22 protein-coding genes and 1 other annotated feature are annotated in these 22241 nt (G+C 56.5%); of the genes, 9 read left to right on the top strand and 13 right to left on the bottom strand.

Annotated elements, in window-relative coordinates:
• The first annotated feature begins 54 nt into the window (after positions 1-54).
• Positions 55-858 (top strand): TraB/GumN family protein, encoded by an 804-nt coding sequence (locus tag FOV68_RS06500; protein WP_143990510.1) that lies wholly within the window; start codon positions 55-57, stop codon positions 856-858.
• A gap of 174 nt (positions 859-1032) precedes the next feature.
• Complete coding sequence (gene ybaK, locus FOV68_RS06495) at positions 1033-1512, top strand: Cys-tRNA(Pro)/Cys-tRNA(Cys) deacylase YbaK (RefSeq protein ID WP_022626098.1); 480 nt, start codon at positions 1033-1035, stop codon at positions 1510-1512.
• Here the strand turns inward: ybaK and FOV68_RS06490 are convergent.
• Positions 1509-2378, bottom strand: coding sequence for a LysR family transcriptional regulator (locus FOV68_RS06490; RefSeq protein ID WP_010671230.1), 870 nt, complete (start codon positions 2376-2378; stop codon positions 1509-1511). The genes ybaK and FOV68_RS06490 overlap by 4 nt on opposite strands.
• Before the next feature lie 89 nt (positions 2379-2467).
• Here FOV68_RS06490 and FOV68_RS06485 point away from each other — a divergent pair, with 89 nt between their 5' ends.
• On the top strand, positions 2468-2899 hold the full coding sequence (locus FOV68_RS06485) for a multidrug/biocide efflux PACE transporter (protein WP_022626100.1): 432 nt from the start codon (positions 2468-2470) through the stop codon (positions 2897-2899).
• A gap of 34 nt (positions 2900-2933) precedes the next feature.
• Here the strand turns inward: FOV68_RS06485 and ushA are convergent, their stop codons facing one another.
• On the bottom strand, positions 2934-4658 hold the full coding sequence (gene ushA, locus FOV68_RS06480) for a bifunctional UDP-sugar hydrolase/5'-nucleotidase UshA (protein ID WP_222104192.1): 1725 nt from the start codon (positions 4656-4658) through the stop codon (positions 2934-2936).
• A gap of 582 nt (positions 4659-5240) precedes the next feature.
• On the opposite strand from ushA, the gene ybaL reads away from it, so the two are divergent.
• Complete coding sequence (ybaL, locus tag FOV68_RS06475) at positions 5241-6935, top strand: YbaL family putative K(+) efflux transporter (RefSeq protein ID WP_031592155.1); 1695 nt, start codon at positions 5241-5243, stop codon at positions 6933-6935.
• Positions 6936-7525: 590 nt separating this feature from the next.
• Here the strand turns inward: ybaL and FOV68_RS06470 are convergent.
• From FOV68_RS06470 to FOV68_RS06455, 4 genes are all read right to left on the bottom strand, one after another.
• Positions 7526-8827: an inosine/guanosine kinase gene (locus tag FOV68_RS06470; RefSeq protein WP_010255936.1), complete on the bottom strand. Its 1302-nt coding sequence runs from the start codon at positions 8825-8827 to the stop codon at positions 7526-7528.
• Between the two features lie 58 nt (positions 8828-8885).
• Complete coding sequence (gene hemH / locus FOV68_RS06465; protein WP_031592157.1) at positions 8886-9845, bottom strand: ferrochelatase; 960 nt, start codon at positions 9843-9845, stop codon at positions 8886-8888.
• Between the two features lie 113 nt (positions 9846-9958).
• Positions 9959-10603, bottom strand: a complete 645-nt coding sequence (gene adk, locus FOV68_RS06460) for an adenylate kinase (protein WP_010671225.1) — start codon at positions 10601-10603, stop codon at positions 9959-9961.
• A 129-nt stretch (positions 10604-10732) separates the two neighbouring features.
• Positions 10733-11593, bottom strand: a complete 861-nt coding sequence (locus FOV68_RS06455; protein WP_064704606.1) for a DUF6024 family protein — start codon at positions 11591-11593, stop codon at positions 10733-10735.
• A 186-nt stretch (positions 11594-11779) separates the two neighbouring features.
• Here FOV68_RS06455 and FOV68_RS06450 point away from each other — a divergent pair, with 186 nt between their 5' ends.
• Positions 11780-12649 carry a LysR substrate-binding domain-containing protein gene (locus FOV68_RS06450; RefSeq protein ID WP_064704605.1) on the top strand — a complete coding sequence of 290 codons (870 nt, stop codon included), beginning with the start codon at positions 11780-11782 and terminating at the stop codon, positions 12647-12649.
• 271 nt (positions 12650-12920) lie between these two features.
• On the opposite strand, the gene htpG is transcribed toward FOV68_RS06450, so the two are convergent.
• From htpG to FOV68_RS06420, 6 genes are all read right to left on the bottom strand, one after another.
• Positions 12921-14795 (bottom strand): molecular chaperone HtpG, encoded by a 1875-nt coding sequence (gene htpG / locus FOV68_RS06445; RefSeq protein WP_143990508.1) that lies wholly within the window; start codon positions 14793-14795, stop codon positions 12921-12923.
• A gap of 97 nt (positions 14796-14892) precedes the next feature.
• Positions 14893-15498, bottom strand: coding sequence for a recombination mediator RecR (recR, locus tag FOV68_RS06440; RefSeq protein ID WP_003850420.1), 606 nt, complete (start codon positions 15496-15498; stop codon positions 14893-14895).
• The gene (locus FOV68_RS06435) at positions 15498-15830 is read right to left on the bottom strand and encodes a YbaB/EbfC family nucleoid-associated protein (protein WP_031592161.1); all 333 of its coding nucleotides are present in this window, start codon (positions 15828-15830) and stop codon (positions 15498-15500) included. Before FOV68_RS06435 ends, recR begins: the two co-directional genes overlap by 1 nt.
• Before the next feature lie 55 nt (positions 15831-15885).
• Positions 15886-17970, bottom strand: coding sequence for a DNA polymerase III subunit gamma/tau (dnaX, locus tag FOV68_RS06430; protein WP_143990507.1), 2085 nt, complete (start codon positions 17968-17970; stop codon positions 15886-15888).
• Positions 16483-16544: a sequence feature (DnaX frameshifting element), on the bottom strand. (Overlaps the previous gene by 62 nt.)
• A 158-nt stretch (positions 17971-18128) precedes the next feature.
• A complete protein-coding gene (gene apt, locus FOV68_RS06425; RefSeq protein ID WP_010671221.1) occupies positions 18129-18680 on the bottom strand; it encodes an adenine phosphoribosyltransferase in 552 nt (183 codons plus the stop codon).
• Positions 18681-18824: 144 nt separating this feature from the next.
• A complete protein-coding gene (locus FOV68_RS06420; RefSeq protein ID WP_137228510.1) occupies positions 18825-19214 on the bottom strand; it encodes a DUF454 family protein in 390 nt (129 codons plus the stop codon).
• Positions 19215-19271: 57 nt separating this feature from the next.
• Between FOV68_RS06420 and priC the strand changes: the two genes are divergently transcribed.
• From priC to rsmS, 3 genes are read left to right on the top strand one after another with little or no spacing between them, the layout of a single operon-like run.
• A complete protein-coding gene (gene priC / locus FOV68_RS06415) occupies positions 19272-19793 on the top strand; it encodes a primosomal replication protein PriC (RefSeq protein ID WP_143990506.1) in 522 nt (173 codons plus the stop codon).
• A gap of 57 nt (positions 19794-19850) precedes the next feature.
• Positions 19851-20096: a membrane protein gene (locus tag FOV68_RS06410; protein WP_039388332.1), complete on the top strand. Its 246-nt coding sequence runs from the start codon at positions 19851-19853 to the stop codon at positions 20094-20096.
• An 8-nt stretch (positions 20097-20104) separates the two neighbouring features.
• A complete protein-coding gene (gene rsmS / locus FOV68_RS06405) occupies positions 20105-20257 on the top strand; it encodes a pleiotropic regulatory protein RsmS (RefSeq protein WP_010255907.1) in 153 nt (50 codons plus the stop codon).
• Here rsmS and acrR read toward each other — a convergent pair.
• Positions 20254-20892, bottom strand: a complete 639-nt coding sequence (gene acrR / locus FOV68_RS06400; RefSeq protein ID WP_010255906.1) for a multidrug efflux transporter transcriptional repressor AcrR — start codon at positions 20890-20892, stop codon at positions 20254-20256. The genes rsmS and acrR overlap by 4 nt on opposite strands.
• Before the next feature lie 142 nt (positions 20893-21034).
• On the opposite strand from acrR, the gene FOV68_RS06395 reads away from it, so the two are divergent.
• Positions 21035-22228, top strand: a complete 1194-nt coding sequence (locus FOV68_RS06395) for an efflux RND transporter periplasmic adaptor subunit (RefSeq protein WP_010255904.1) — start codon at positions 21035-21037, stop codon at positions 22226-22228.
• The last annotated feature ends 13 nt before the right edge of the window (positions 22229-22241 follow it).

Genomic DNA, 22241 nt, shown 5'->3' with positions numbered 1-22241 from the left:
TTTTTCACGCGCTGAAGTCGCTAGCATGGGGTTTTGAATCGCAAAGGACCGGGAATGACAGGCAACATCTGGCGCTCACTGCGCGGCTTTATCAGCCAACTTTTTCCCGCCAGTTACCGCTGGCCTGCGATGGATGTCCGGCTTGGCGATCGTCAGCTGCATCTGGTCGGCAGCATCCACATGGGGACGCGCGACATGCAGCCGTTGCCCGGCCGTCTGCTGCGTCAGTTGCAGCAGGCGGATGCACTGATTGTGGAAGCGGATATTACTCAGGGTGGTTCACCCTTTGATCACCACGGCGATCGTCCCGCGCTTTCCACCCGGCTGGATAGCCACGCGATGCAAACGCTCACCGCACTCTGTCAGGAGATGAGCCTCAATCTGAGCCTGTTTGATAATCTGCCCGCCTGGCAGGTGGCGCTGATGTTACAGGCGCAGCAGGCACAAAGGCTGGGATTGCGACCTGACTACGGGATTGATTATCAGCTGTTGCAGGCCGCGAAAGGTCTGAACAAACCGGTGATTGAACTGGAAGGCGCAGAGGCGCAGATCGCCCTGCTGACTGCGCTGCCGGATGACGGCATGGCGTTGTTGCAGGATACGCTGCTGCACTGGCACACCAATGCGCGTCTGCTGCAGATGATGGTGAGCTGGTGGCTCGATACGCCGCCACGCCAGCCGGAAATCACCCTGCCCGCCACCTTCAGCCAGGCGCTGAATGATACGTTGATCGGTCAGCGAAATGCGCAGTGGCGTGACCGGCTTCAGGGATTATCAGCGGGAAACTATGTGGTGGCGGTCGGTGCTCTGCATCTCTACGGCGAAGATAACCTGCCTGAGATGCTGAAGAAGCCCTGAAAAAAAGAGAGCCGATAATATTATCGGCCCGTCAAAGAGGAATTTGTTTATGATTTTGGTTATCGCTCAGCAATCGGATTGCTGGCGCGCGGCTAATTTTCACTCAAAGAACAAAGTTTCGCCACCTTTTTCCACGATTCTGCGTAATAAGATTTTTCTTAGTAAGGAACCTGTATGACGCCCGCCGTAAAATTGCTGGAAAAACAAAAAGTCAGCTTCACCCTGCATCCCTATGAGCATGACAGCAGCGAAACCCATTTTGGTGACGAAGCGGTACGTAAACTCAATCTGGATGCGCGCCAGGTCTATAAGACGCTGCTGGTGGCGCTGAATGGCGAGGCAAAACAGCTGGCAGTGGCGATTACGCCGGTATCGACGCAACTGGATCTGAAGAAGGTGGCAAAAGCGCTGGGCGCGAAGAAAGCGGATATGGCCGACCCACAGCTGGCGCAGCGAGTCACCGGCTATCTGGTGGGCGGCATCAGTCCGCTGGGCCAGAAAAAACGGCTGCCTACGGTGATCGACCACTCTGCCAGCGCGTTTGACGCCATGTTTATCTCAGGCGGTAAGCGTGGGCTGGATATCGAACTGGCTCCCCAGGATCTTTCACGACTGCTGGACGCCCCGTTTGCGGATATCGCCCGCCACGACTAAACCCGTGGCTGGGCGCAGAGCTGATCGATCATCCAGCGACCCGCCGGACCGGGTGGCGTACGGCGTGACCATACCACCTCAATGGCGATATGCTGCGGCCAGCCCGGCATCGACAACTCTTTCAGAACGCCATGACCAAACTGTTTCACCAGCCAGCGCGGCAGAATCGTCCAGCCAAATCCCTGCTCCGCCATCTCCAGCAGTAACAGATAGGTCGGTGCCGACCAGATGCGCCCCATTGGCGCGGGTTCAGATGCCTCAACCCAGGTATTTAGTCGCAGGTGACGAACCCCTTCCAGCTCGCTCTCGCTCAGGGTCTTAAGCTGGGCCAGCGGATGATCTCGATGTAAAAAGACCGCCATCTGCGCTTCAACCTGCAGTCGCGCCACTGCGATATCCACCGGCAGATTGGGCTGTGCCCGCACCACGCCCAGATGTACCCGTCCGGCCTGCAGCAGATCCAGTACATCACCATCCTCGGCAATCATGACCTCCAGTTCAATCTCCGGATAACGGGCATCAAATTGCCTGAGCAGATGCTCGTGATGATCGGTTTGCCAGAAGTCTGACATGGCAAAACTGAGCCGGGGTTCAACGCCCTGCGACAGCCGTATCGCCAGCGCATCCAGCCGCTCGCTGGCTGCCAGGATCTGCTGAACCTGAGGAATAACGCGGCGTCCCTGCTCGGTGAGAACCGGCTGACGCCCTGCCCTTTCAAACAGCGCAAAGCCGAGATCGTCTTCAAGACTGGCTACCGCCGCGCTGATGGTGGACTGACTTTTACCCAGCGCGCGCGCAGCGGCAGAGAAAGAACCACTCGCCACAGTCTGCATAAAAGCCTCAAGGGATTCCGGGGAGTAACGCATCTGAACCATCGCTTTTTTCGATAGGTGTTCATTTTATCTTAGCATTCCGACGTGTGAAAATGCGCCGCATTATTGAAGGAGAACTCACAATGCGTACCCGCTCACTTAAAGAACGTATTCTTCATGCTGTCTGCTTTGAAACGCTGGCGATTCTGACCGTTTCGCCGCTGGCGGCATGGGCAATGAATAAACCGCTGTTTCAGATGGGATCGCTGGCGATTATGCTCTCTACGGTCGCGATGCTATGGAACATGATTTACAACAGCGGATTCGATCGCCTCTATGCGCCAGGCCAGAAACGCGGCCCGGGCGTGCGTGTATTACATGCGCTGGGATTTGAAGGTGGATTTATCCTGATTGGTCTGCCCATTGCCGCCTGGATGCTGGATATCTCTCTGGGTCAGGCTTTCCTGGTAGAAGTGGCCTTTTTCCTCTTCTTCCTGCCCTACACCATGGCCTACAACTGGGTGTGGGACAAACTGCGCGAGCGCTGGATCAGACGTCACCCCTGCCGGGCGTAAGAAAAACGGGAGGCGCAAGCGCCTCCCGGTCAGTTCAATGCGTGGCGGCTGTTTCGTTTCCCCACGGCCAGATCCACGCCAGGATCATTTTGGGATAGTTACGCTTGCGCGCTTTTTCCGCAGCCTCATCCCGCGCCCGGATCTGCTCATCGCTCAGATGCACAATCTGCCCTTTCGGCTGATAGTCGCTGGCTTTGACCGGCGAGTGCGTCTTGATCCAGTCACGCAACACCTGCGCATCAACTGCTCCGCTGTTGAGATAACCCGCATGATTATCCAGACGCGGATAACCGTCGCCGCCAGCCGCATTGAAGCTGTTGGTTGCCATGCGATAATGCTGCGCATCCTGCAGCGGTTTACCGTTAATGCTGACGTCGCTGACCTGTTTACCGTCTGCGGTCAGGCTGATACCAGCAAACTGGGCGTAGCCGCCTGAGTCAGGCTGAATATTAGCGACCACATCCAGATATTTTTTGATCTCCGCCCCGGTCAGGCTGACCGAGACCACCTGATTGCCAAACGGCTGGACCTGCAGCAGGTCACGCCAGCTCAGCTTGCCCGATTTCAGCGAGGTGCGAATACCGCCACCGCTCATTACCGCAAAATCGGCTTTGGTGTGTGCCATCTGAGCGCGCAGAATCAGCTGGCCGAGATTTGTCTGCTCAAAGCGAACCTGCTCTTTTTCACCGCTGAAGCTGCCGTCGGCGCTGCCGACATTCACGGTTAACTTCGCCTCAGCCCGTTTCTGGAATGGCATCAGCAGTTTCATCATGGCGGTGTTTTTCGGGATCTCTTCCTGCCAGGTCAGCCAGGTTTCGCTGCCATCCGCGTTCTTTATCTTATGTTTAAGGTTGACCGGCACCAGCTGATAAGCCTCCAGCGTCACCTGCCCGTTACGGAAGGTGAAGTCACCACGTCCGACATATTTGCCCCATTTATCCGCCTGCATAATCCAGATCCCGTTCTGCTGATCGGGTTTGCAGGGCTGGCCCGGCTGATAATTTTTGACGCTGACGTTCTCTTTTTCCATGCAGACCGCATCATGCGAATGACCACCCACAATCAGATCGATGGTGCCGGCAGGCAGGCTGCGCGCCAGGGTGACGTCATCAATGCCATTGCTGCCATGCTTACCGTCGTCATAGTGACCAAGGTGGGTCAGCGCGACAATCACGTCCGGCTTCTCTGTGGCGCGCAGTTCGGCCACCGCCTTCTCCGCCTCCGCAATCGGATCGCGGAATTCGGTATCCGTCAGGCCCGCCGGGTTAGCCAGTTTCGCCGTGTCAGGGGTGATCAGCCCGACCACCGCGATTTTCAGCCCGAGACGGTTGAATACCGCCCAGGGCTTAAACAGGCGCTGACCGGTACTTTTCTGATAAACGTTGGCGGCAAGCAGTGGGAATCGCGCCCACTTCTCCTGTTTGCGCAGGACCGCGATGGGCTTGTCGAACTCATGGTTGCCCAGCGCCATGGCATCATAGCCAATCAGGTTCATCGCGCGAAAATCGGGTTCAGCGTCCAGTTCATCGGACTCCGGTACGCCCGTGTTCACATCACCGGCAGAGAGAATCAATGCGCCGCCGCCTCTGGACTGCACATCGTAGCGCATCGTATCCATTAAGGTTTTCTGCGCCGCCAGACCATATTCACCCTGCTCAGTAAACCAGAAATGACCATGCTCATCGTTGGTGTGCAGCAGGCTGAAACGATAGGTGCGATCGGCCTGGGCGGCCTGTGAAAACAGCGGCATCAGGGCCATCAGTAGTGCCACGCCCGCCCCTGTCCATTTAGATAACAACACTGTGATTCTCCTTAATTTGCCGTCTGGCCCGATTTTCTGCCGGTTTGCCCCACTGTGTCGCACATTCCCCCGGCGAACTCAAGGCCAACGCACATTCGCCTGTCTCTGTATGCCGCTCTTTTTATCTCCGGACCGCTTTTGCTTAGCGTGGCTGCGCCAGCATGAGCGCAGGCGATCACGTCAGAGCCACGGCTGTTTATGCCGATTACACCGCGACAGGCTGCAATGTTTTTTGTTAACCCGCTGCTTACTCCTGCAAAAACGCCGCTGAACGGCTTTAGTGTGTCTGTCTGCAGATTTGATAGTTATCTGCGTCACGCTCAGGTCATTTAGTTGTATTAATTTTTATTTACCCGCCGCGGTTTAAACCGCCAAATCAGCCAGCATTATGGATAATGAATAAAAACAGCCTTCCGGTTGCGTTTTCATCTTATTTTCCTATTTTTTTAGGGTATTCCCGCAAATTGCTCAGCGGAAGAATAGATTTTGAATTAAACTCATTTGTTACAAGCGGATACATTTGTATACAAGGAGACAGGCATGCATCACACCACACCGTTGATCACTACCATTGTCGGGGCACTGGTTCTGGCATTTCTCCTTGGGATGCTGGCGAACCGCCTGCGTATTTCTCCCCTGGTGGGCTACCTGATGGCAGGCGTTATGGCTGGCCCTTTTACCCCCGGCTTTGTTGCAGACACTAATCTGGCCCCTGAACTGGCAGAACTCGGCGTGATACTGCTGATGTTCGGTGTCGGCCTGCACTTCTCAATGAAAGATCTTATGTCGGTAAAGTCGATCGCCATTCCCGGTGCCATCGCACAGATCGCGGTTGCGACGTTACTGGGAATGGGCTTGTCATGGACGCTGGGATGGTCGTGGATGACCGGCCTGGTGTTTGGTCTCTGCCTCTCTACCGCCAGTACCGTGGTGTTACTGCGCGCGCTTGAAGAGCGGCAACTGATCGATAGCCAGCGCGGGCAGATTGCGATTGGCTGGCTGATTGTTGAAGATCTGGTGATGGTGCTGACGCTGGTGCTGCTGCCTGCGATTGCCGGCATGATGGAACAGGGTAACGCCAGCGCCGGACTACTGGCCTGGGACCTGCTGTGGACTATCGGCAAAGTCGCCGCCTTTATGGTGCTGATGATGGTGGTGGGACGGCGTGCCGTGCCCTGGATCCTCGCCCGCAGCGCCGCCACCGGCTCGCGTGAACTGTTTACTCTGGCCGTGTTAGCGCTGGCGCTGGGCATTGCCTTTGGTGCCGTTGAGTTCTTTGATGTGTCGTTTGCACTGGGCGCTTTCTTCGCCGGTATGGTGCTGAATGAGTCGGAACTGAGCCATCGCGCCGCGCGCGATACCCTGCCGCTGCGTGATGCCTTTGCCGTGCTGTTCTTTGTGTCGGTCGGCATGCTGTTTGACCCGTCGATTCTGGTGACGCAGCCGCTGGCAGTGCTGGGCGCGCTGGTAATTATTGTGGTGGGTAAATCGGTCGCCGCCTGGCTGCTGGTGTCGCTGCTCGGCCATTCACGTCGTACGGCATTGACCATTTCGGTCAGTCTGGCGCAGATTGGTGAATTCGCCTTTATTCTGGCCGGTCTGGGTATCTCGCTGGGCCTGCTGACTGACGAGGGCCGCAACCTGGTGCTGGCCGCGGCCATCCTGTCGATTATGCTTAATCCAATCCTGTTTAGCCTGCTGGAGCGTTTCCTGGCGAAAACGGAGACGATGGAAGAGCAGACGCTGGAAGAGGCGATTGAAGACGAGAAGCAGATCCCGGTAGATTTCTGCAATCACGCGGTAATTGTAGGTTACGGCCGGGTGGGCAGTCTGATTGGTCAGAAGCTGCTTGAGGCCAATGTTCCGCTGGTGGTAGTTGAAAACTCCCGCGCCCGTGTTGAAGCGCTGCGCGAGCGCGGTATTAAGGCGGTGCTGGGTAATGCAGCCCGCGCTGACACCATGGAACTGGCCAGACTCGACTGCGCGCGCTGGCTGTTACTGACTATTCCGAATGGCTATGAAGCAGGTGAAGTGGTCACAGCCGCGCGTGAAAAACATCAGAATATCGAGATTATCGCCCGCGCCCACTACGACGATGAAGTCGAGTACATCATGGAACGGGGTGCCACCCGAGTGGTGATGGGCGAACGTGAGATCGCCAGCAGTATGCTGCAAATCCTGCAGGATGAGATGACGCAGGGCGAAGATTTAAAGCCCTGCGATGTCGTGCGCTGATTCCTGCTTAGCAAAGCCTGGCAGGCTACTGATATATCAAAATCAGGGTGAATTTTACCGCAACGAATAAACTCAACACCCAGGGAACGCGGGCAGAGTTGGAAAGCGTCCCGCCGCCCGGACAAAAACGCCGGGAGCGTTTTTGAACAACGCAATGCGTTGGCCCGGCTACGGGCGCACCTCAGGGATGAGGTGCGTACTAAAAACGCCGGGAGCGTTTTTGAACAACGCAGTGCGTTGGCCCGGCTACGGGCGCACCTCAGGGATGAGGTGCGTACTAAAAACGCCGGGAGCGTTTTGAACAACGCGAAGCGTTGGCCCGGCTACGGGCGCACCTCAGGGATGAGGTGCGTACTAAAAACGCCGGGAGCGTTTTGAACAACGCGAAGCGTTGGCCCGGCTACGGGCGCACCTCAGGGATGAGGTGCGTAATCGTTCGGGCCGAGCGGTCAGGGATGGCTTAAGCGACTTTCCGATCTGACCGCGTTCCCTGAGCAGGCTCAATCTTATCGCTAACCGAGCCAGACGTTGCCAGTCATCTAAGGCCCTTCTCTTCAGAAGGGCTTTTTTATGCGCGGCAGCTGCCAGCTTTACCGATCCCAGTAAGACTCTTCCAGACTGTCTTCCCGCTCCGGCAGGCCGCGGGTCAGACGCGGCGAATGCTGATTCAGCACCTGGTAGCTGACGCGGTTGGCATATTTACATACCTGCGCCAGCGACGAGTAGGTCAGGTAAGGACGCGCATGTTTGCTGGAGTTCGGCACATTCAGGCTGTGATAGTTGTTGGCGGTGATGTCATGCAGTAACGCCGCCAGCGCACCATCTCCGGCGCCGTTGGTGTTCATGATCTTTTCCGGTCCGCCCATATAAGGCGCGATGTGCGAGAAAATGCGCAGCGGCTGCTGGCAATCCTGCTGGCGCATCACCCGGCTGAACTCATACTGATTGAATTCAGCAATCGCGCCAGGCAGCAGCGGATGGTTGGTTTTGCGTTTGAACTCTTCTTCGGTGTAACCCGCCATATAGAGCCCAATCGGGCCAGCGGTACACAGCACCAGATCGACCCAGTCCAGCGCCATATTGGCGGCGAGCAGTGGATCGCTTTCGCCGGTCAGCGCCAGCGCTTCCTCTTCATTCATCGCCACGATGCTGACATGCTCGCGCAGGAAATCGCGCCAGAACTGAGGATTGTCGCCAATCACATGTTTGGTGCCCAGCGTCAGCACCACCGGCACGTTGTGGCGTTTGGCATACTCAATCGCCCGTAACGTTGCCTGCGGCATCGGTTCACCTTCGGCACAGCGCACCAGATAGGAGGTCAGTACCAGCGCAGAGGCTCCGGCGATCACCTCTTCCGGTACGTTATCCGGATGGAGCTGGTTCATCTGGCCGGGGCTGATAGCAAAGGTTCGCTCGCCATGTTCGCCAATCAGCGTAAAGCAGCGGCCAATGGCGCCATCCACGCCCTGCAGATAGTTAAGATCGACCCGGCTTGAGGTATTGCAGAGATAGCGATAGGCGTAGCCGCCAATCTGGATATTGTTGCACATGACGCCCAGCAGTACGGAGCGGTCATCGGCCAGCACCGAGAAGTTATGCAGTGTGTTACCGATGGTGCCACCAGCAAACTGATGGGTGATCAGCGCTTCCTGCATCAGCTCGTTGTACAACGCTTCCGCGACGGCATTATCGATAACCAGCGAGTGCCCGGCACTCAGGCCATAACGTGCGAGAAAAGCGTCATCGACTTTGGCTTCGATATCCACCAGCGTCTGGTCGATACCCACCACCCAGCTGCCTGCATCAACATCGTGCTGGGCAGGCTGTAACAGGGGATCGCGTGCGCTGACAGGAAAGTAGTGTTTGGATTTGCGTTTGCCGGGAAATTTCATCGGGAGGTGCCGTCTGGAAAAACAGGCGGAGAATGATATCACACTCTCCGCCTGCGCTTTAACGGCGAGCGTCGACCAGTTGCACCATCATGTCGATATGCGCCTCATCGGCGTTCAGCGCAGGGATATACTCAAACTTCTCACCCCCGGCATGCATAAAGATTTCGCAGTTTTCACCACTGATCTCTTCCAGCGTCTCCAGGCAGTCTGACGAGAAGCCCGGGCTCATCACCTGAACATGTTTGATCCCTTTAGCGGGCAGGCTTTCCATGGTTTTATCGGTGTAGGGCATCAGCCAGGGCTCACGACCGAAACGCGACTGGAAGGTCATCATGTACTGATCGTCACGCAGGCCCAGCGCTTTGACCAGGGCCGCCGTGGTATCCGCACAGCGCTGCGGGTAGTCATCGCCTTCGTTAGCAAAACGCTGCGGAATGCCGTGGAAGGATAAGACCAGCAGATCGGGCTGACCGTGCCGCTCAAAGGATCGCTCTACCGTCGCTTTCAGCGCGGCGATATAGGCCGGATGTTCGGCGTAGTCGCGGATAAACTGCACATCAGGCAGCGAGCGGTAATCTTTGAATACCGCGGTCAGGCCATCCCACACTGCCGCCACGGTGGAGCAGGAGAATTGCGGATAGAGCGGCAGCACAATCAGGCGGGTCACGCCCTGCGCCATCAGCTTATCTACCGCGCTTTTCAGGCTCGGATTACCGTAGCTCATGCCCAGCTCGACGGGCATATCGACCCGTGCCGCCAGCGCATCGCGCTGACGCATGCTGTAAACCAGCAGCGGTGAACCGCCTTCCATCCAGACCGATGCGTAGAGCTTAGAGACGCGCGGCGAGCGAAACGGCAGAATAACGGCATTGAGAACCGGCCACCAGAGCCAGCGCGGCGCATCGACCACGCGCGGATCGCTTAAAAACTGTTTCAGATAGCGTTTAACTGCAGGTGTGGTGGGCGCGTCTGGCGTACCTAAATTAACCAATAACACGCCGGGCTTATCTTGCCTCATTTGAGTTCCTTGATAACAACGGGGATGCGTGAAAACGGGGAAATTGTAGCGGAATAAGTGGGAGGTAAAAGCGATTACTGCAAAAGGGGCCAGTAATACCGGCCCCTGTGAGCTTAGCCCAGGATCTTAGCCAGCTCGGCACTCACTTCGGTCACCTTACGGGTGCCGTCGATTTTGTGATAGGCGGTGTTGCCCGCTTCCGCTTCTTTGCTGTAGTAAGCAATCAGCGGCGCGGTCATCTGATGATATTCAACCAGGCGCTTACGCACGGTCTCTTCCTGATCGTCTTTACGCATGGTCAGCTCTTCGCCGGTCACATCATCTTTGCCTTCCACTTTCGGTGGATTAAAAGTGACGTGATAAACGCGGCCTGATGGCGTGTGAACGCGACGGCCCACGATACGCTCAACGATCAGTTCATCCGGTACGGCGAACTCCAGCACGTGATCAACGGTGATCCCGGCCTCTTTCATTGCATCTGCCTGAGGAATAGTGCGCGGGAAACCGTCCAGCAGGAAACCGTTTTTGCAGTCTTCCTGGGTGATACGCTCTTTGACCAGCGCAATCACCAGCTCATCGGTCACCAGTTTGCCAGCATCCATAATGGCTTTCGCCTGGTTGCCCAGCTCGCTGCCTGCTTTTACTGCTGCACGCAACATGTCGCCAGTGGAGATTTGCGGAATGCCATACTTCTCCATGATGAATTGGGCCTGAGTCCCCTTACCTGCGCCCGGAGCTCCGAGCAGAATAATACGCATTGCGTAAATCCCCTTGCGAATCGCATTGATCTATCTTAGAAGCGAAAGAACATACCATTATGACCCGCTCATCACAAGGAAGGGCGCGGATCGCGCAGGGCGACCTGAGTCGCTTTTTGGCCCCGGCCCCTACCCGCCTGGTCTGCCTGACGCTTTTTCAGACTTACCGCCTGAGCCGAGCAGGAATTGCAGTCGTCGGCTCAGATGATGGGTCATATTCACGCTTTTTTTGCCGCTGCCGCGCACGTTAGCATTCAGCAGCAGCCGCGCCTGCTGCGGCCATTTCACCACATCTTCCGCATCTGACAGCGATGTGATCACGGAGGCCGGGACATTAAAACTGGCAAACGGCAAACCGGGCTGATGGCAGGAGTTCAGCGGCAGCGGGTCTGACAGGGAGAGCGCATCGACGGTGGCGGCATTGTAAGGCCGCCAGTGCGGATCGTTGAAGCGGCGCAGTGCCTCATGCGTGGCGGTCAGCGTCAGCCCCTGCTCGAAAAGCCGCAGTTCGCTGCGCACCAGCGTACTGAAGTCATGGGTCCGCAACGCCACCAGCACCAGATCGCTGCAGATCTCAGCGTGGCGATCCAGTCGGGTGACAAACAGATGGGCTTCGTCGATCAGTTTCTGATGCAGCACGCTGGCAAAACTCTCGCTCGCCTCCGTCACCCCCTGGTTCTGGCAATCCCGCAGCGGACGCACGCGGCCATTGGGCAATTCGACATGCGGTACCAGCATGATGCTGCCCGCGATCAGCGGAACTGCTGGCAGGATGTTGAGTTCGGTTACCGGAAAGTGCGAGGCGTAACGGTGCTGATTGCGCGCCTGCTCCTGCCGCAGAAAGAGCTGAGAAAGAAGGACCTGAGCCACATGCAGCGAGGGCGCGAAGAAGAGATCGAACTGCTCCAGCCGGTAAAAACGTGAGAGCGCCAGGCGTAACCGATGGCGCGCCTCTGCTGAAGTTTCAGAGGATAAAGAGCGGTGTGCCATGGTTGTCTCGCTTCGGGGAGTGTGCGGCGTGAACGCTGGTTAAGCGAGGCGGAATACCCTGAAAAATCACAGATATAAGGCTGAGTCAACCCGCCAGAATTTGCCCTACAGAGTAGGTCAATGCGTCTGGACTTTAAAATGATATAAATTGACAATCCCTGTTAGATTTTTGCACAGGGGAAGAGGATGAACGGACTGCCGCCACTAAGAGCGCTGCACTATTTTCACCAGGCAGCCTTACACAGCAGTTTTAGCGTGGCGGCTGAACATCTGCATGTTACGCACAGCGCCATCAGCCATCAGATTCGCCAGCTGGAGAGCTGGATGGGCAAACCACTTTTTGTCCGCAGCCATGGCCGCGTGAAACTGACCTCACACGGTGAACGTCTGCTGCTGAGCTGTCAGCAGGCGTTCAGTGAGTTGCGCAGCAGCTGCGAAAGCATTCGTACCGGGCTGCTTCAGCAGATTCGGGTCTCCTGCGCCCCCAGCTTTTTGTCGCAATGGCTGATTCCCCGTATCGCCAGCTTTTATCAACGCTATCCGGAGATTGAGGTTCACTTCCAGCCGCTGACGCAAATCTCGCAACTGCGCAGTGAACATGTGGATGTACTGATCCTCAGTCATGGCGAGCCACCTGAATCTGACATAGACGCCACGCTGGTCAGCGAGGATGAGATTGGGCCGCTCTGCGCACCTCACTTTGCTTCGCAGCTGCGGGTCGGCGAGGATCTGTCAGCGATGCCCCTGCTGCATGCGGATACCCGGCTGCACGCCTGGTCAGAGTGGGCGGACAAAGCTGGGGTCAGCGGCCGCTTTAACGGCGGAAAGCATTTTGAGAGTCTGACACTGGGGATTCAGGCCGCACGAAGTGGTCTTGGCGTCCTGATGGCACCGCGTTTACTGGTACGCAAAGAGCTGGAGGATGGCACGCTGCTAGCACCGCTTGGCTTTGTACGCGTCGAGCGTGCCACATGGATGATGACAAAGCAGAGCCGGCGGCATGATACGGAGATCAGCCTGTTTCGCGACTGGCTGCAGGATGCCGCAAAACCATAAAAAAAGCCGGTGAGGGTCACCGGCTTGATGCTGCTGATAATATCTGCCCTTCTCAGCGGTGAGACCGAGCCAGCGCAGAAAACACGGTCAGATCGGAAAGACGCAAAAGCCGTCATCCGTGACACGCTCGGCCCACGCCATCCATGGCGCGGGACGCTTTCCTCTTCTGACCGTGTTCCCTGCGCACCGGATTAATTCGTAGCGGTCAGAATCACCCTGCTGTGGCTTTATCAGCCGTCTGAGGCCGGTGAAAACCACCGGCCTGTTGCCGTTATGCGGTCAGCAGCTGGTTCATGCGGCGGATAAACTGGTTAGGATCGTCCAGCGTGCCGCGCTCGGCCAGCAAGGCCTGATCCAGCAGCAGCTCAATCCACTCACCGAAGCGTGCTTCATCCTGCGTATCCGCAACACGTTTCACCAGCGGATGATCCGGGTTGATTTCGAATAGATACTTCACTTCCGGCACTTCCTGTCCGGCCGCGGCAAACAGCTTCGCCATCTGCGTGGTCATCTCGTTGGCGTCGGTGGTGACAATCGCCGGGGTATCGGTCAGGCGATGCGTCAGACGCACCTCTTTCACGCGTTCGCCCAGCAGAGTTTTCACCTGCTCAACAAAAGGCTCCAGCGCTTTTTCCGCCTCTTTCTGCTCTTCGGTCTCTTCATCCGCCAGCTTGCTCAGCGACTCATCCGCTTTGCTGACTGACTGGAAGGTTTTACCATCGAACTCAGTGAGGTAGCTCATCATCCATTCGTCGATGCGATCGGAGAGCAGCAGCACCTCAATGCCTTTTTTGCGGAACAGTTCCAGATGCGGGCTGCTCTTCGCGGCGGCATAGCTGTCAGCGGTGATGTAGTAAATCTTCTCCTGACCTTCCACCATGCGGCTGACGTAATCTTCCAGCGAAATGGTCTGTGCCGAACCTTCGCTCTGGGTGGTAGCGAAACGCAGCAGCTTAGCGATCGTCTCCTGGTTAGCGTGATCTTCCGCCGGGCCCTCTTTCAGCACCAGACCAAACTCATTCCAGAAAGTCTGATATTTCTCGTTGTCATCTTTTGCCAGTTTTTCCAGCATCTGCAGGGTACGCTTCGTCAGCGCGGCGCGCAGGCTCTGGGTCACGCGGCTATCCTGCAGGATCTCACGGGAGACGTTCAGCGGCAGATCGTTGGAGTCAATCAGGCCACGCACAAAGCGCAGATAGTTCGGCATAAACTGCTCAGCGTCATCCATGATAAAGACGCGCTGCACGTAGAGTTTCAGGCCATGTTTCTGATCGCGGTTCCACATATCGAATGGCGCACGCGCCGGAATGTAGAGCAGGCTGGTATATTCCTGCTTACCTTCTACCCGATTGTGGCTCCAGGCGACCGGATCGCTGTAATCGTGGGCGATATGTTTGTAGAACTCGTTGTACTCTTCGTCGCTGATCTCAGATTTGTTGCGGGTCCACAGTGCCTGGGCTTTGTTAATCTTCTCCCAGTGGGTCCCTTCGCCTTCTTCATCTTTGCTTTCGATCTCAACCGGCAGCGCAATGTGATCGGAATATTTGCTGATGATGTTGCGCACGCGCCATGCATCCAGGAACTCATCCTCGCCTTCGCGCAGATGCAGGGTGATCTCGGTACCGCGATCGGCTTTCTCAATCTCAGCCAGGGTATATTCGCCCTCGCCTGCGGATTCCCAGAACACGCCTTCTTCGGCTGACGCGCCCGCGGCACGGGTACGCACCGTGACTTTATCCGCCACGATGAATGCAGAATAGAAACCGACACCGAACTGACCAATCAGCTGGCTATCTTTCGCCTGATCGGAGCCCAGCGATTCAAGGAAGGATTTGGTGCCTGATTTGGCGATAGTCCCGAGGTTCTCAATGACCTCATCGCGACGCATACCGATACCGTTGTCGCTGAGCGTAATGGTACGGTTGTCCTTATCAACAGAGAGACGAACGTGCAGCTCGCCATCACCTTCATACAGGCTGGAATCTGACAGGGCACGGAAGCGCAGTTTGTCTGCCGCATCCGAGGCGTTGGAGATCAGCTCACGCAGGAAAATTTCTTTGTTTGAATAGAGAGAATGGATCATCAGGTGCAGAAGTTGTTTTACTTCCGACTGAAAGCCACGGGTCTCTTGTCCTTTCATGGTCATTGCTACCTCAACAAAACAGGTTGAACAAACGTTGAGGTTGATGTGGGGGTGACAGGGAGATTTTCAAGCCGGTGTCTGTCACAACACCGGCGAGTGATTAAAATTTAAACTTCTGGCGGCCCGCCAGTGAATGGGACAGCGTGGTGCCATCAACCATCTCCAGCTCACCGCCCACCGGCACGCCGTGCGCGATACGGCTGGCGTCGACGCCATACTGACCACAGAGTTCCGCGATGTAGTTCGCGGTCGCCTCGCCTTCCACTGTCGGGTTGGTGGCGAGGATCACTTCCTGCAGGGTTTCACTCTCCAGTCGCTGCTCCAGACGATCCAGGCCAATATCAGCCGGACCGATGCCGTCGAGCGGCGAGAGATGTCCCATCAGCACAAAGTAGCGACCACCAAACTGGCCGGTTTGCTCAATGGCGTGAATATCCGCCGGGCTTTCCACCACGCAGATTTGACCATTCTGCTGACGCCGTGGATTGGCGCAGATAGTGCAAATTTCCTGCTCGGTGAATGTCCGGCAATCGGCGCAGTGTCCAATCTCCGACATCGCCCGGGTCAGCGCCTGCGCCAGCCGCATGCCACCGCTGCGATCGCGCTGCAGCAGCTGGAACGCCATGCGCTGTGCCGACTTCGGCCCAACGCCGGGCAGACAGCGCAGCGACTCCATCAAAGATTCAAGCAGTGGACTGGTTTGCATCAGAACGGCATCTTAAAGCCTGGTGGCAGCTGCATGCCTGAAGAGACAGAAGCCATCTTCTCTTTCTGGGTTTCATCAATGCGACGTGCCGCATCGTTAAACGCGGCTGCAATCAGATCTTCCAGCATATCTTTGTCATCTTCCAGCAGGCTGGGATCGACTTCCACGCGACGGCAGTTGTGCGCGCCGTTAATGGTGACTTTTACCAGGCCAGCACCAGACTCACCGGTCACTTCAATCGCGGCAATCTCTTCCTGAACCCTGGCCATTTTGTCCTGCATCTGCTGGGCCTGTTTCATCAGGTTGCCCAATCCGCCTTTACCACCAAACATAGTTTTCTCTCTCAGCTGAGGCTACAACGCTATCGTTAAGATAGCAGCAGCGTGTTCAAACAGGTCGGATACTCTCCTCATCCAGATCGGCATCAAAAAAGCGCTGCAGCGTCTGGATGTGGGTATCACAGGTGATCGACTGACGCGCCTGCGCCAGTTTCTCTTCGTAAATGGCCTGACGCCATTCAAGTGGCGTCAACACCGATGAATTATCGTCTTCAACTACCGAGAGTTCAACTCTCTGCCCGGCATGCTGACTCAGCGCATCGCTTAATACCTGCTGCGCCGACGGTGAATTAAGGTGACGCTGGCTGCTACGCAAATGCAGGCAGACCCCACTTTCGGTGGTCTCTTTCCAGGCATTTAACGCCAGCTGCTGCACCAGTTTCGGCAGTGGCAGGATCGCAATCTCTGCGGCCCAGGGATCGCGCTGCTGCGCTTCTTCGGCCAGACGCGCCGCCAGCTCAGGGGTTTTCTCATGCTCCAGCGCAGAACGCAAGGCCTTTGGCGTCGCCACCGGCTCCGCCACTTCTACCGGCTGATTAACCGCTTTCCAGCGGTACGCTTCCTCTTTTACCGGGGCGGCAGGCTCGCGATCGCGGATACGCTGCTGACTGCGCTCGGTGACCGAGGCCAGCCGCTCCAGCGCGGAGTTGGCCGGCCGCGCACCTGGCGCTGCCGGCTCACGCTTTTTTGGCTTGTTCGCTCCCTGACGCAACAACTGAGTGCGCGCCTGCAGGAGCTGACTGGTGGAACTAGAGAGTGCAGTGTCAGGTGCGGCATCTGGCGACGGCGAATGCTGCGGTGCAGCATCGGGCGCGGCCATCTGCGGCTGAGCAGCAACCTGCTGCTGCGTCTGCTCCGGCATCTGCTGCGCTACGGGCGACGCGGTGTGCGACGGCGGCGCAGCGGCAGGTGACGGTGAGGCTGGCTGTGCTGCCGGTTGCCGTGCTAACGGCGATGGCCCGGATGCTGCCGGGGACGTCTGCGCAGGGGCGACAGGTGCCGTCTGCTGAGTTAATGCGGGACGCGCAATGGGTTCAGCCACGGCAGCTTTAGGATGAAACGCCAGTGCACGCAGCAGCGTCATCTCCACACCCATGCGACGATCGGGCGCAATCGGCAGATCCTTGCGGCCCATCAACAGGGTCTGATAATAGAGTTGCAGATCGGCGGGCGGCACCACGCGCGCCAGTTCACGCAAGCGAAGGGCGTTACTCTCATCATCGTCGTTGAGCGAGGTCGGCAGCAGTTGCACCATCGCAATCTGGTGCAGCAGGCGCAGCATTTCTACCAGCAGCGCTTCCCATTCCACACCCCGTGACGCGGCCTGGCTCAACAGGTTCATCACCTGCTGACCGTCACCGTCGACCAGCGCTTCCAGCAGCCCCAGCGGCTGTTCATCATCCAGCGTGCCGAGCATGACGCTGACCGTACTGCTGGTCACCGCGCCCTGCCCCATGGCGATGGCCTGGTCGGTAAGGCTCAGCGCATCGCGCATACTGCCATCGGCAGCCCGCGCCAGCAGCTGCAGCGCCCGGGTTTCACTCTCAATCTGTTCCTGCTTAAGAACATGCTCAAGCTGCTGACGGATTTGATCCACATCCAGCGCTTTGAGGTGGAACTGCAGGCAGCGCGAGAGAATGGTCACCGGCAGTTTCTGCGGATCGGTGGTCGCCAGCAGGAATTTAACGTGTGAAGGGGGCTCTTCCAGTGTCTTTAACAGCGCATTGAAGCTGTGACGCGACAGCATATGCACTTCATCGATCAGATAGACTTTGAAGCGGCCACGCGCCGGGGCGTACTGCACGTTGTCGAGCAGATCGCGGGTATCTTCAACTTTGGTACGCGAAGCGGCGTCGATCTCAATCAGATCGACAAAGCGGCCCTGCTCAATTTCACGGCAGTTATCACACTGACCACAGGGGGTGGCAGTGATACCGGTTTCGCAGTTAAGGCCTTTTGCCAGCAGACGCGCAATAGTGGTTTTCCCTACTCCGCGGGTGCCGGAGAAGAGATAAGCATGATGGATGCGTCCCAGAGACAATCCATTCGCCAGCGCCGTCAGAACATGTTCCTGACCGACAACATCAGCAAAAGCCTGGGGACGCCATTTTCGCGCAAGTACCTGATAGCTCATGTGGAGTTCGACGAAGTTGGATGGAAAGATGAGCGCAGACGCTCTGCAACCCCTGTATAAGATTGCAGTAGTCTATCAGCTACGCTTTTGGCTGGCACTCGTTATCTTGACGCCGAAGGCGTGACGGCCTCGCCGGATGGCAAGGCCGAAAGAGTGGCTTAGTGGCCGGGGAATTTAACCAGGCTGTAGCTCTCAACGCCCATGGCATTAAGACGCGTTTCTCCGGTCAGATCGAACAGGTTAATAATGAAAGCCGCGTCTTTGACTTCACCGCCTGCACGACGAATCAGTTTAACGGTCGCTTCAATCGTCCCGCCGGTCGCCAGCAGATCGTCAACCACCAGCACCAGATCGCCTGGCTGGATGGCATCTTTGTGCAATTCCAGCTTATCGGTGCCGTACTCCAGCTCATAGGATTCGCTGTAGACCTCACGGGGCAGTTTGCCGGGCTTACGCACCGGAACAAAACCGACGCCGAGACCTAACGCCACCGGTGCACCAAACAGGAAACCGCGCGCTTCCGTTCCCACCACTTTAGTGATGCCTTTATTACGGTAACGCTCAACCAGCAGCGCAATCGACGCGGCATAGGCTTTGGGATCTTCCAGCAGACTGGTGACATCGCGGAACAGGATGCCTGGCTTAGGATAATCGGGAATGCTTTTAATGCTGTTTTTAATGAATTCAAGCTGCTGCGCAGTGTCGGTCATAATGATACGCCTGGTAAAAAATTCTGTTTCGCGCAGCTTCAAAAGCGCTTATACCTGATAAAAGGCTCAGCGGAAGTCAATTCACAAAGGGAAGCCACGCACGAAGACGCCCAAATCTAAGCAAATGACCGGCTAAATGCAACTTTATCGCGGTGGCGGCGGCGCGTCCGCTGCTTCTGCCACCACCGGAATACGCCACATAAACAGCAGCAGCGCCGCCAGCATGATCAGCAGCATGATGCGTACCCAGATCTGATGCACCAGGAAGAGTGAGAGACTAAAGGTTGCGACTATCAGACAGATAGCGCGTACTTTAGCCCCTGGCGGCATCGCGCGATGCTGCTGCCAGTGGCGCAGATAGCGACCAAATGGCGATTTCCACAGCAGCCAGTGATGAAAACGCGGCGATGAACGGGCAAAACACCAGGCAGCCAGCAGCATGAATGGCGTGGTAGGTAATAAAGGTAATACAATGCCCAGCGTCCCCAGCACAATCGCCAGCCAGCCGAGGGTTAATAACAGAATGCGTTGCATGAATGCCGCCCAACTCTTTCCTCATCAGCGTACGTTAGCACAATTGAGCGTCACGCGATGAGTGCGATCGCCATACAACAGCGCCTGCAACAGCTCCTTATCGCCCTGCGGCAGGAGCTTGCCTGCCATTCAGATGGGGTTTGCCGTCTGCCACGTTTTGATACTCAGCTGTTTCGCACCAAAGGCACGCGGCTGGCTGATTACCTGCTGGAAGTGGAACAGAATTTTGCCCGGCTGTGCGACAGCAGCCACGATCTGGCCCGCAGTGCCTGGCTGGCTGAACGCCTGGTCGATCAGATTGCCGCCCTGCAACGTGAGGCGAGTACGCAACAGCTGCGTACCCGACGCGAACAGCCCGTCAGAAATCCACGCGCCGCAAAATATCAGGAGTACCGTGAATTTGAACGGCGTTTGCTGGCAATGATCGATCAGCGTGAGCAGCGCCTGGCGCTGGCCGAAACGCTGGCGGTACAGCATCAGCTGAAACAGGATCTGGAAACGTTAGAGCAGCGACTGGCACGCTGTCGGCAGGCGATTCACTCGGTTGAATGGGCCTCGTCGTTGCGCGGCAGCGAATAAAGCGCAGCGTGACAAAAGCGCTCCTATACTGGGTGTGATTCGGCGCGGAGAAGAACCATGGCTTTACTTGTGTGGCTGTTAAGCGGTTTACTGCTGGGGTTGCTGAAGCGCCTGCTGATGCCGGGACCACCGGGCGGCCTGGTTGCTACCCTGACTCTGTCGATGATCGGGGCTCTGATTGGCGGCTATATCGCCACCTATTTTGAGCTGGGCACCCTGGCAACGCTGCATATCGGCGCACTGGGCGTGGCGATTATCGGTGCATTAGTGATGCTGCTGGTCGCAGCCCGACTACGTATTTAGGAGAACAGATGTCACTGGAAAATGCCCCTGACGACGTCAAACTGGCAGTTGATTTGATTCAGCTTCTGGAAGAGCATCAACTGCCGGTGGAAACCGTGCTTTCAGCGCTGGCCATGGTGCAGCGCGATTTCGAAAACAAGCGCGATCGCCCATCGGCTTAGTGGTGGGCAGTCAGCGTCGGACTGAGGCGCAGCATATCGATAAAGGCATTGACCAGCGTCGGCGCGTCTCCGGCTAAATCAAAACTGTCCGGCGCAAATAGCCAGCTTTCCATCATACCGTTGACGTAACCGCGCAGGATAAGAGCGGCCTGACGCGTGCTGAGACTGCCCGGAAGCTGTCCGGCTTCGATACACTGGCGCAGGACATCTTCAATTTTGTCGTAGCATTCCAGCAGTAAGCTCTGCTGCATATTCTTCAGCGCCGACATTTCGCCCACAAATTCACATTTGTGGAAAATGATCTCCATCAAGGCGCGGCGCTGCGGATCCTTTGCTGTCGCGTCAAAGATATAGACCAGCATCGCTCGCAACACAGAGAGTGGATCGCCAGGGTATTTTGTCTGATACTCAAGTTCCACATCGTCCAGACCAGCATCACAACGAAGCCATATTTCATGTAATACATCGGCTTTATTTTTGAAGTGCCAGTAGATGGCCCCTCGCGTGACGCTGGCAGCGGTTGCAATATCCGCCAGAGAAGTGGCTGAAACGCCCTGCTGCGAAAACAGAACAATGGCGGCATCAAGAATTTGATGTCGCGTTTCAAGTGCTTGCGCTTTGGTTTTTCGTGCCATAAGGGGCTTTTTTTACAAACAGGTAAGTTTACATACATTTGCGAATGTATGTACCATAGCATGACCTGCGACTTGACACAGCAATGGGTTTTTCAGTTTGTGATCCATTGACCAATTGATATCGGACACTAGAGGTTTATTTATGAATAAAATCAGAGGATTATCGCCTCTGGCGGCCGTCCTGATGCTATCAGGCAGCTTTTTGTTAACAGGATGTGACAACAATAAATCCGAACAAGCCGCCCAGCAACCGCCAGCAGTGGGGGTTGTAACACTGAAAACTGAACCCCTGAAAATCTCGACTGAATTACCTGGCCGCACCTCGGCATATCGTGTCGCCGAAGTCCGTCCGCAGGTTTCCGGTATCATTCTGAAGCGTAACTTTGTTGAAGGCAGCGATGTCAAAGCGGGTCAGTCTCTTTATCAGATAGATCCTGCTACTTATCAGGCCGCCTATGACAGCGCTAAAGGTGATTTGACTCAGGCGCAGGCCAATGCTCGCATCGCTCAGCTGACCGTCAAACGTTACAAGCCTTTACTCGGCACCAAATATATCAGTCAGCAGGATTACGACACCGCCGTTGCCACGGCCGCGCAAAACGATGCTGCGGTTCAGGTAGCAAAAGCCAACGTAGAAACGGCCCGCATTAACCTGGCTTATACCAAAGTCACCTCGCCTATCAGTGGCCGCATCGGCAAATCGTCGGTAACGGAAGGTGCGCTGGTACAAAACGCACAAACCACCGCCCTGGCCACTGTGCAGCAACTTGATCCGATGTATGTCGATGTCACCCAGTCGAGCGAAGATTTCATGCGCTTACGTTCAGAACTGGAGTCGGGTCAGCTGAAGCAGAACGATGGTAAAGCCAACGTGACCCTGCTGATGCAGAACGGCAACAGCTATCCGCAGACCGGTACGCTGGAGTTCTCTGACGTTACCGTTGATGAAACCACCGGCTCTATCACTCTGCGCGCCATTGTCCCGAACCCGAACCATGCGCTGTTACCGGGCATGTTTGTTCGCGCACGTCTGGATGAAGGTACCAATCCTAATGCGTTGCTGGTTCCGCAACAGGCGGTAGCCCGTACCCCAACGGGTCAGGCAACGGTCATGGTGGTGGGTGCAGATAACAAAGTGGAAGCTCGTCAGGTCACCACCTCTCAGGCGATTGGCGACAAATGGTTAGTCACCGACGGTGTTAAAGCGGGTGAACGTGTGATCAGCACGGGTCTGCAGCGAGCCAAGCCGGGCGCACAGGTTACCCCACAAGAAGTCTCAGACGATGCGAAAGCGGCACCCGATTCAAAGCCGCAGTCTGACAAGTCATCGTCATAACAGGAGCCGTTGA

It is taken from the genome of Pantoea sp. paga, from assembly GCF_007558755.1.
Taxonomy (GTDB): domain Bacteria; phylum Pseudomonadota; class Gammaproteobacteria; order Enterobacterales; family Enterobacteriaceae; genus Pantoea; species Pantoea agglomerans.
The sequence above is the reverse complement of the archived record's forward strand: the minus strand, read 5'-3'. Positions and strand labels throughout refer to the sequence as shown.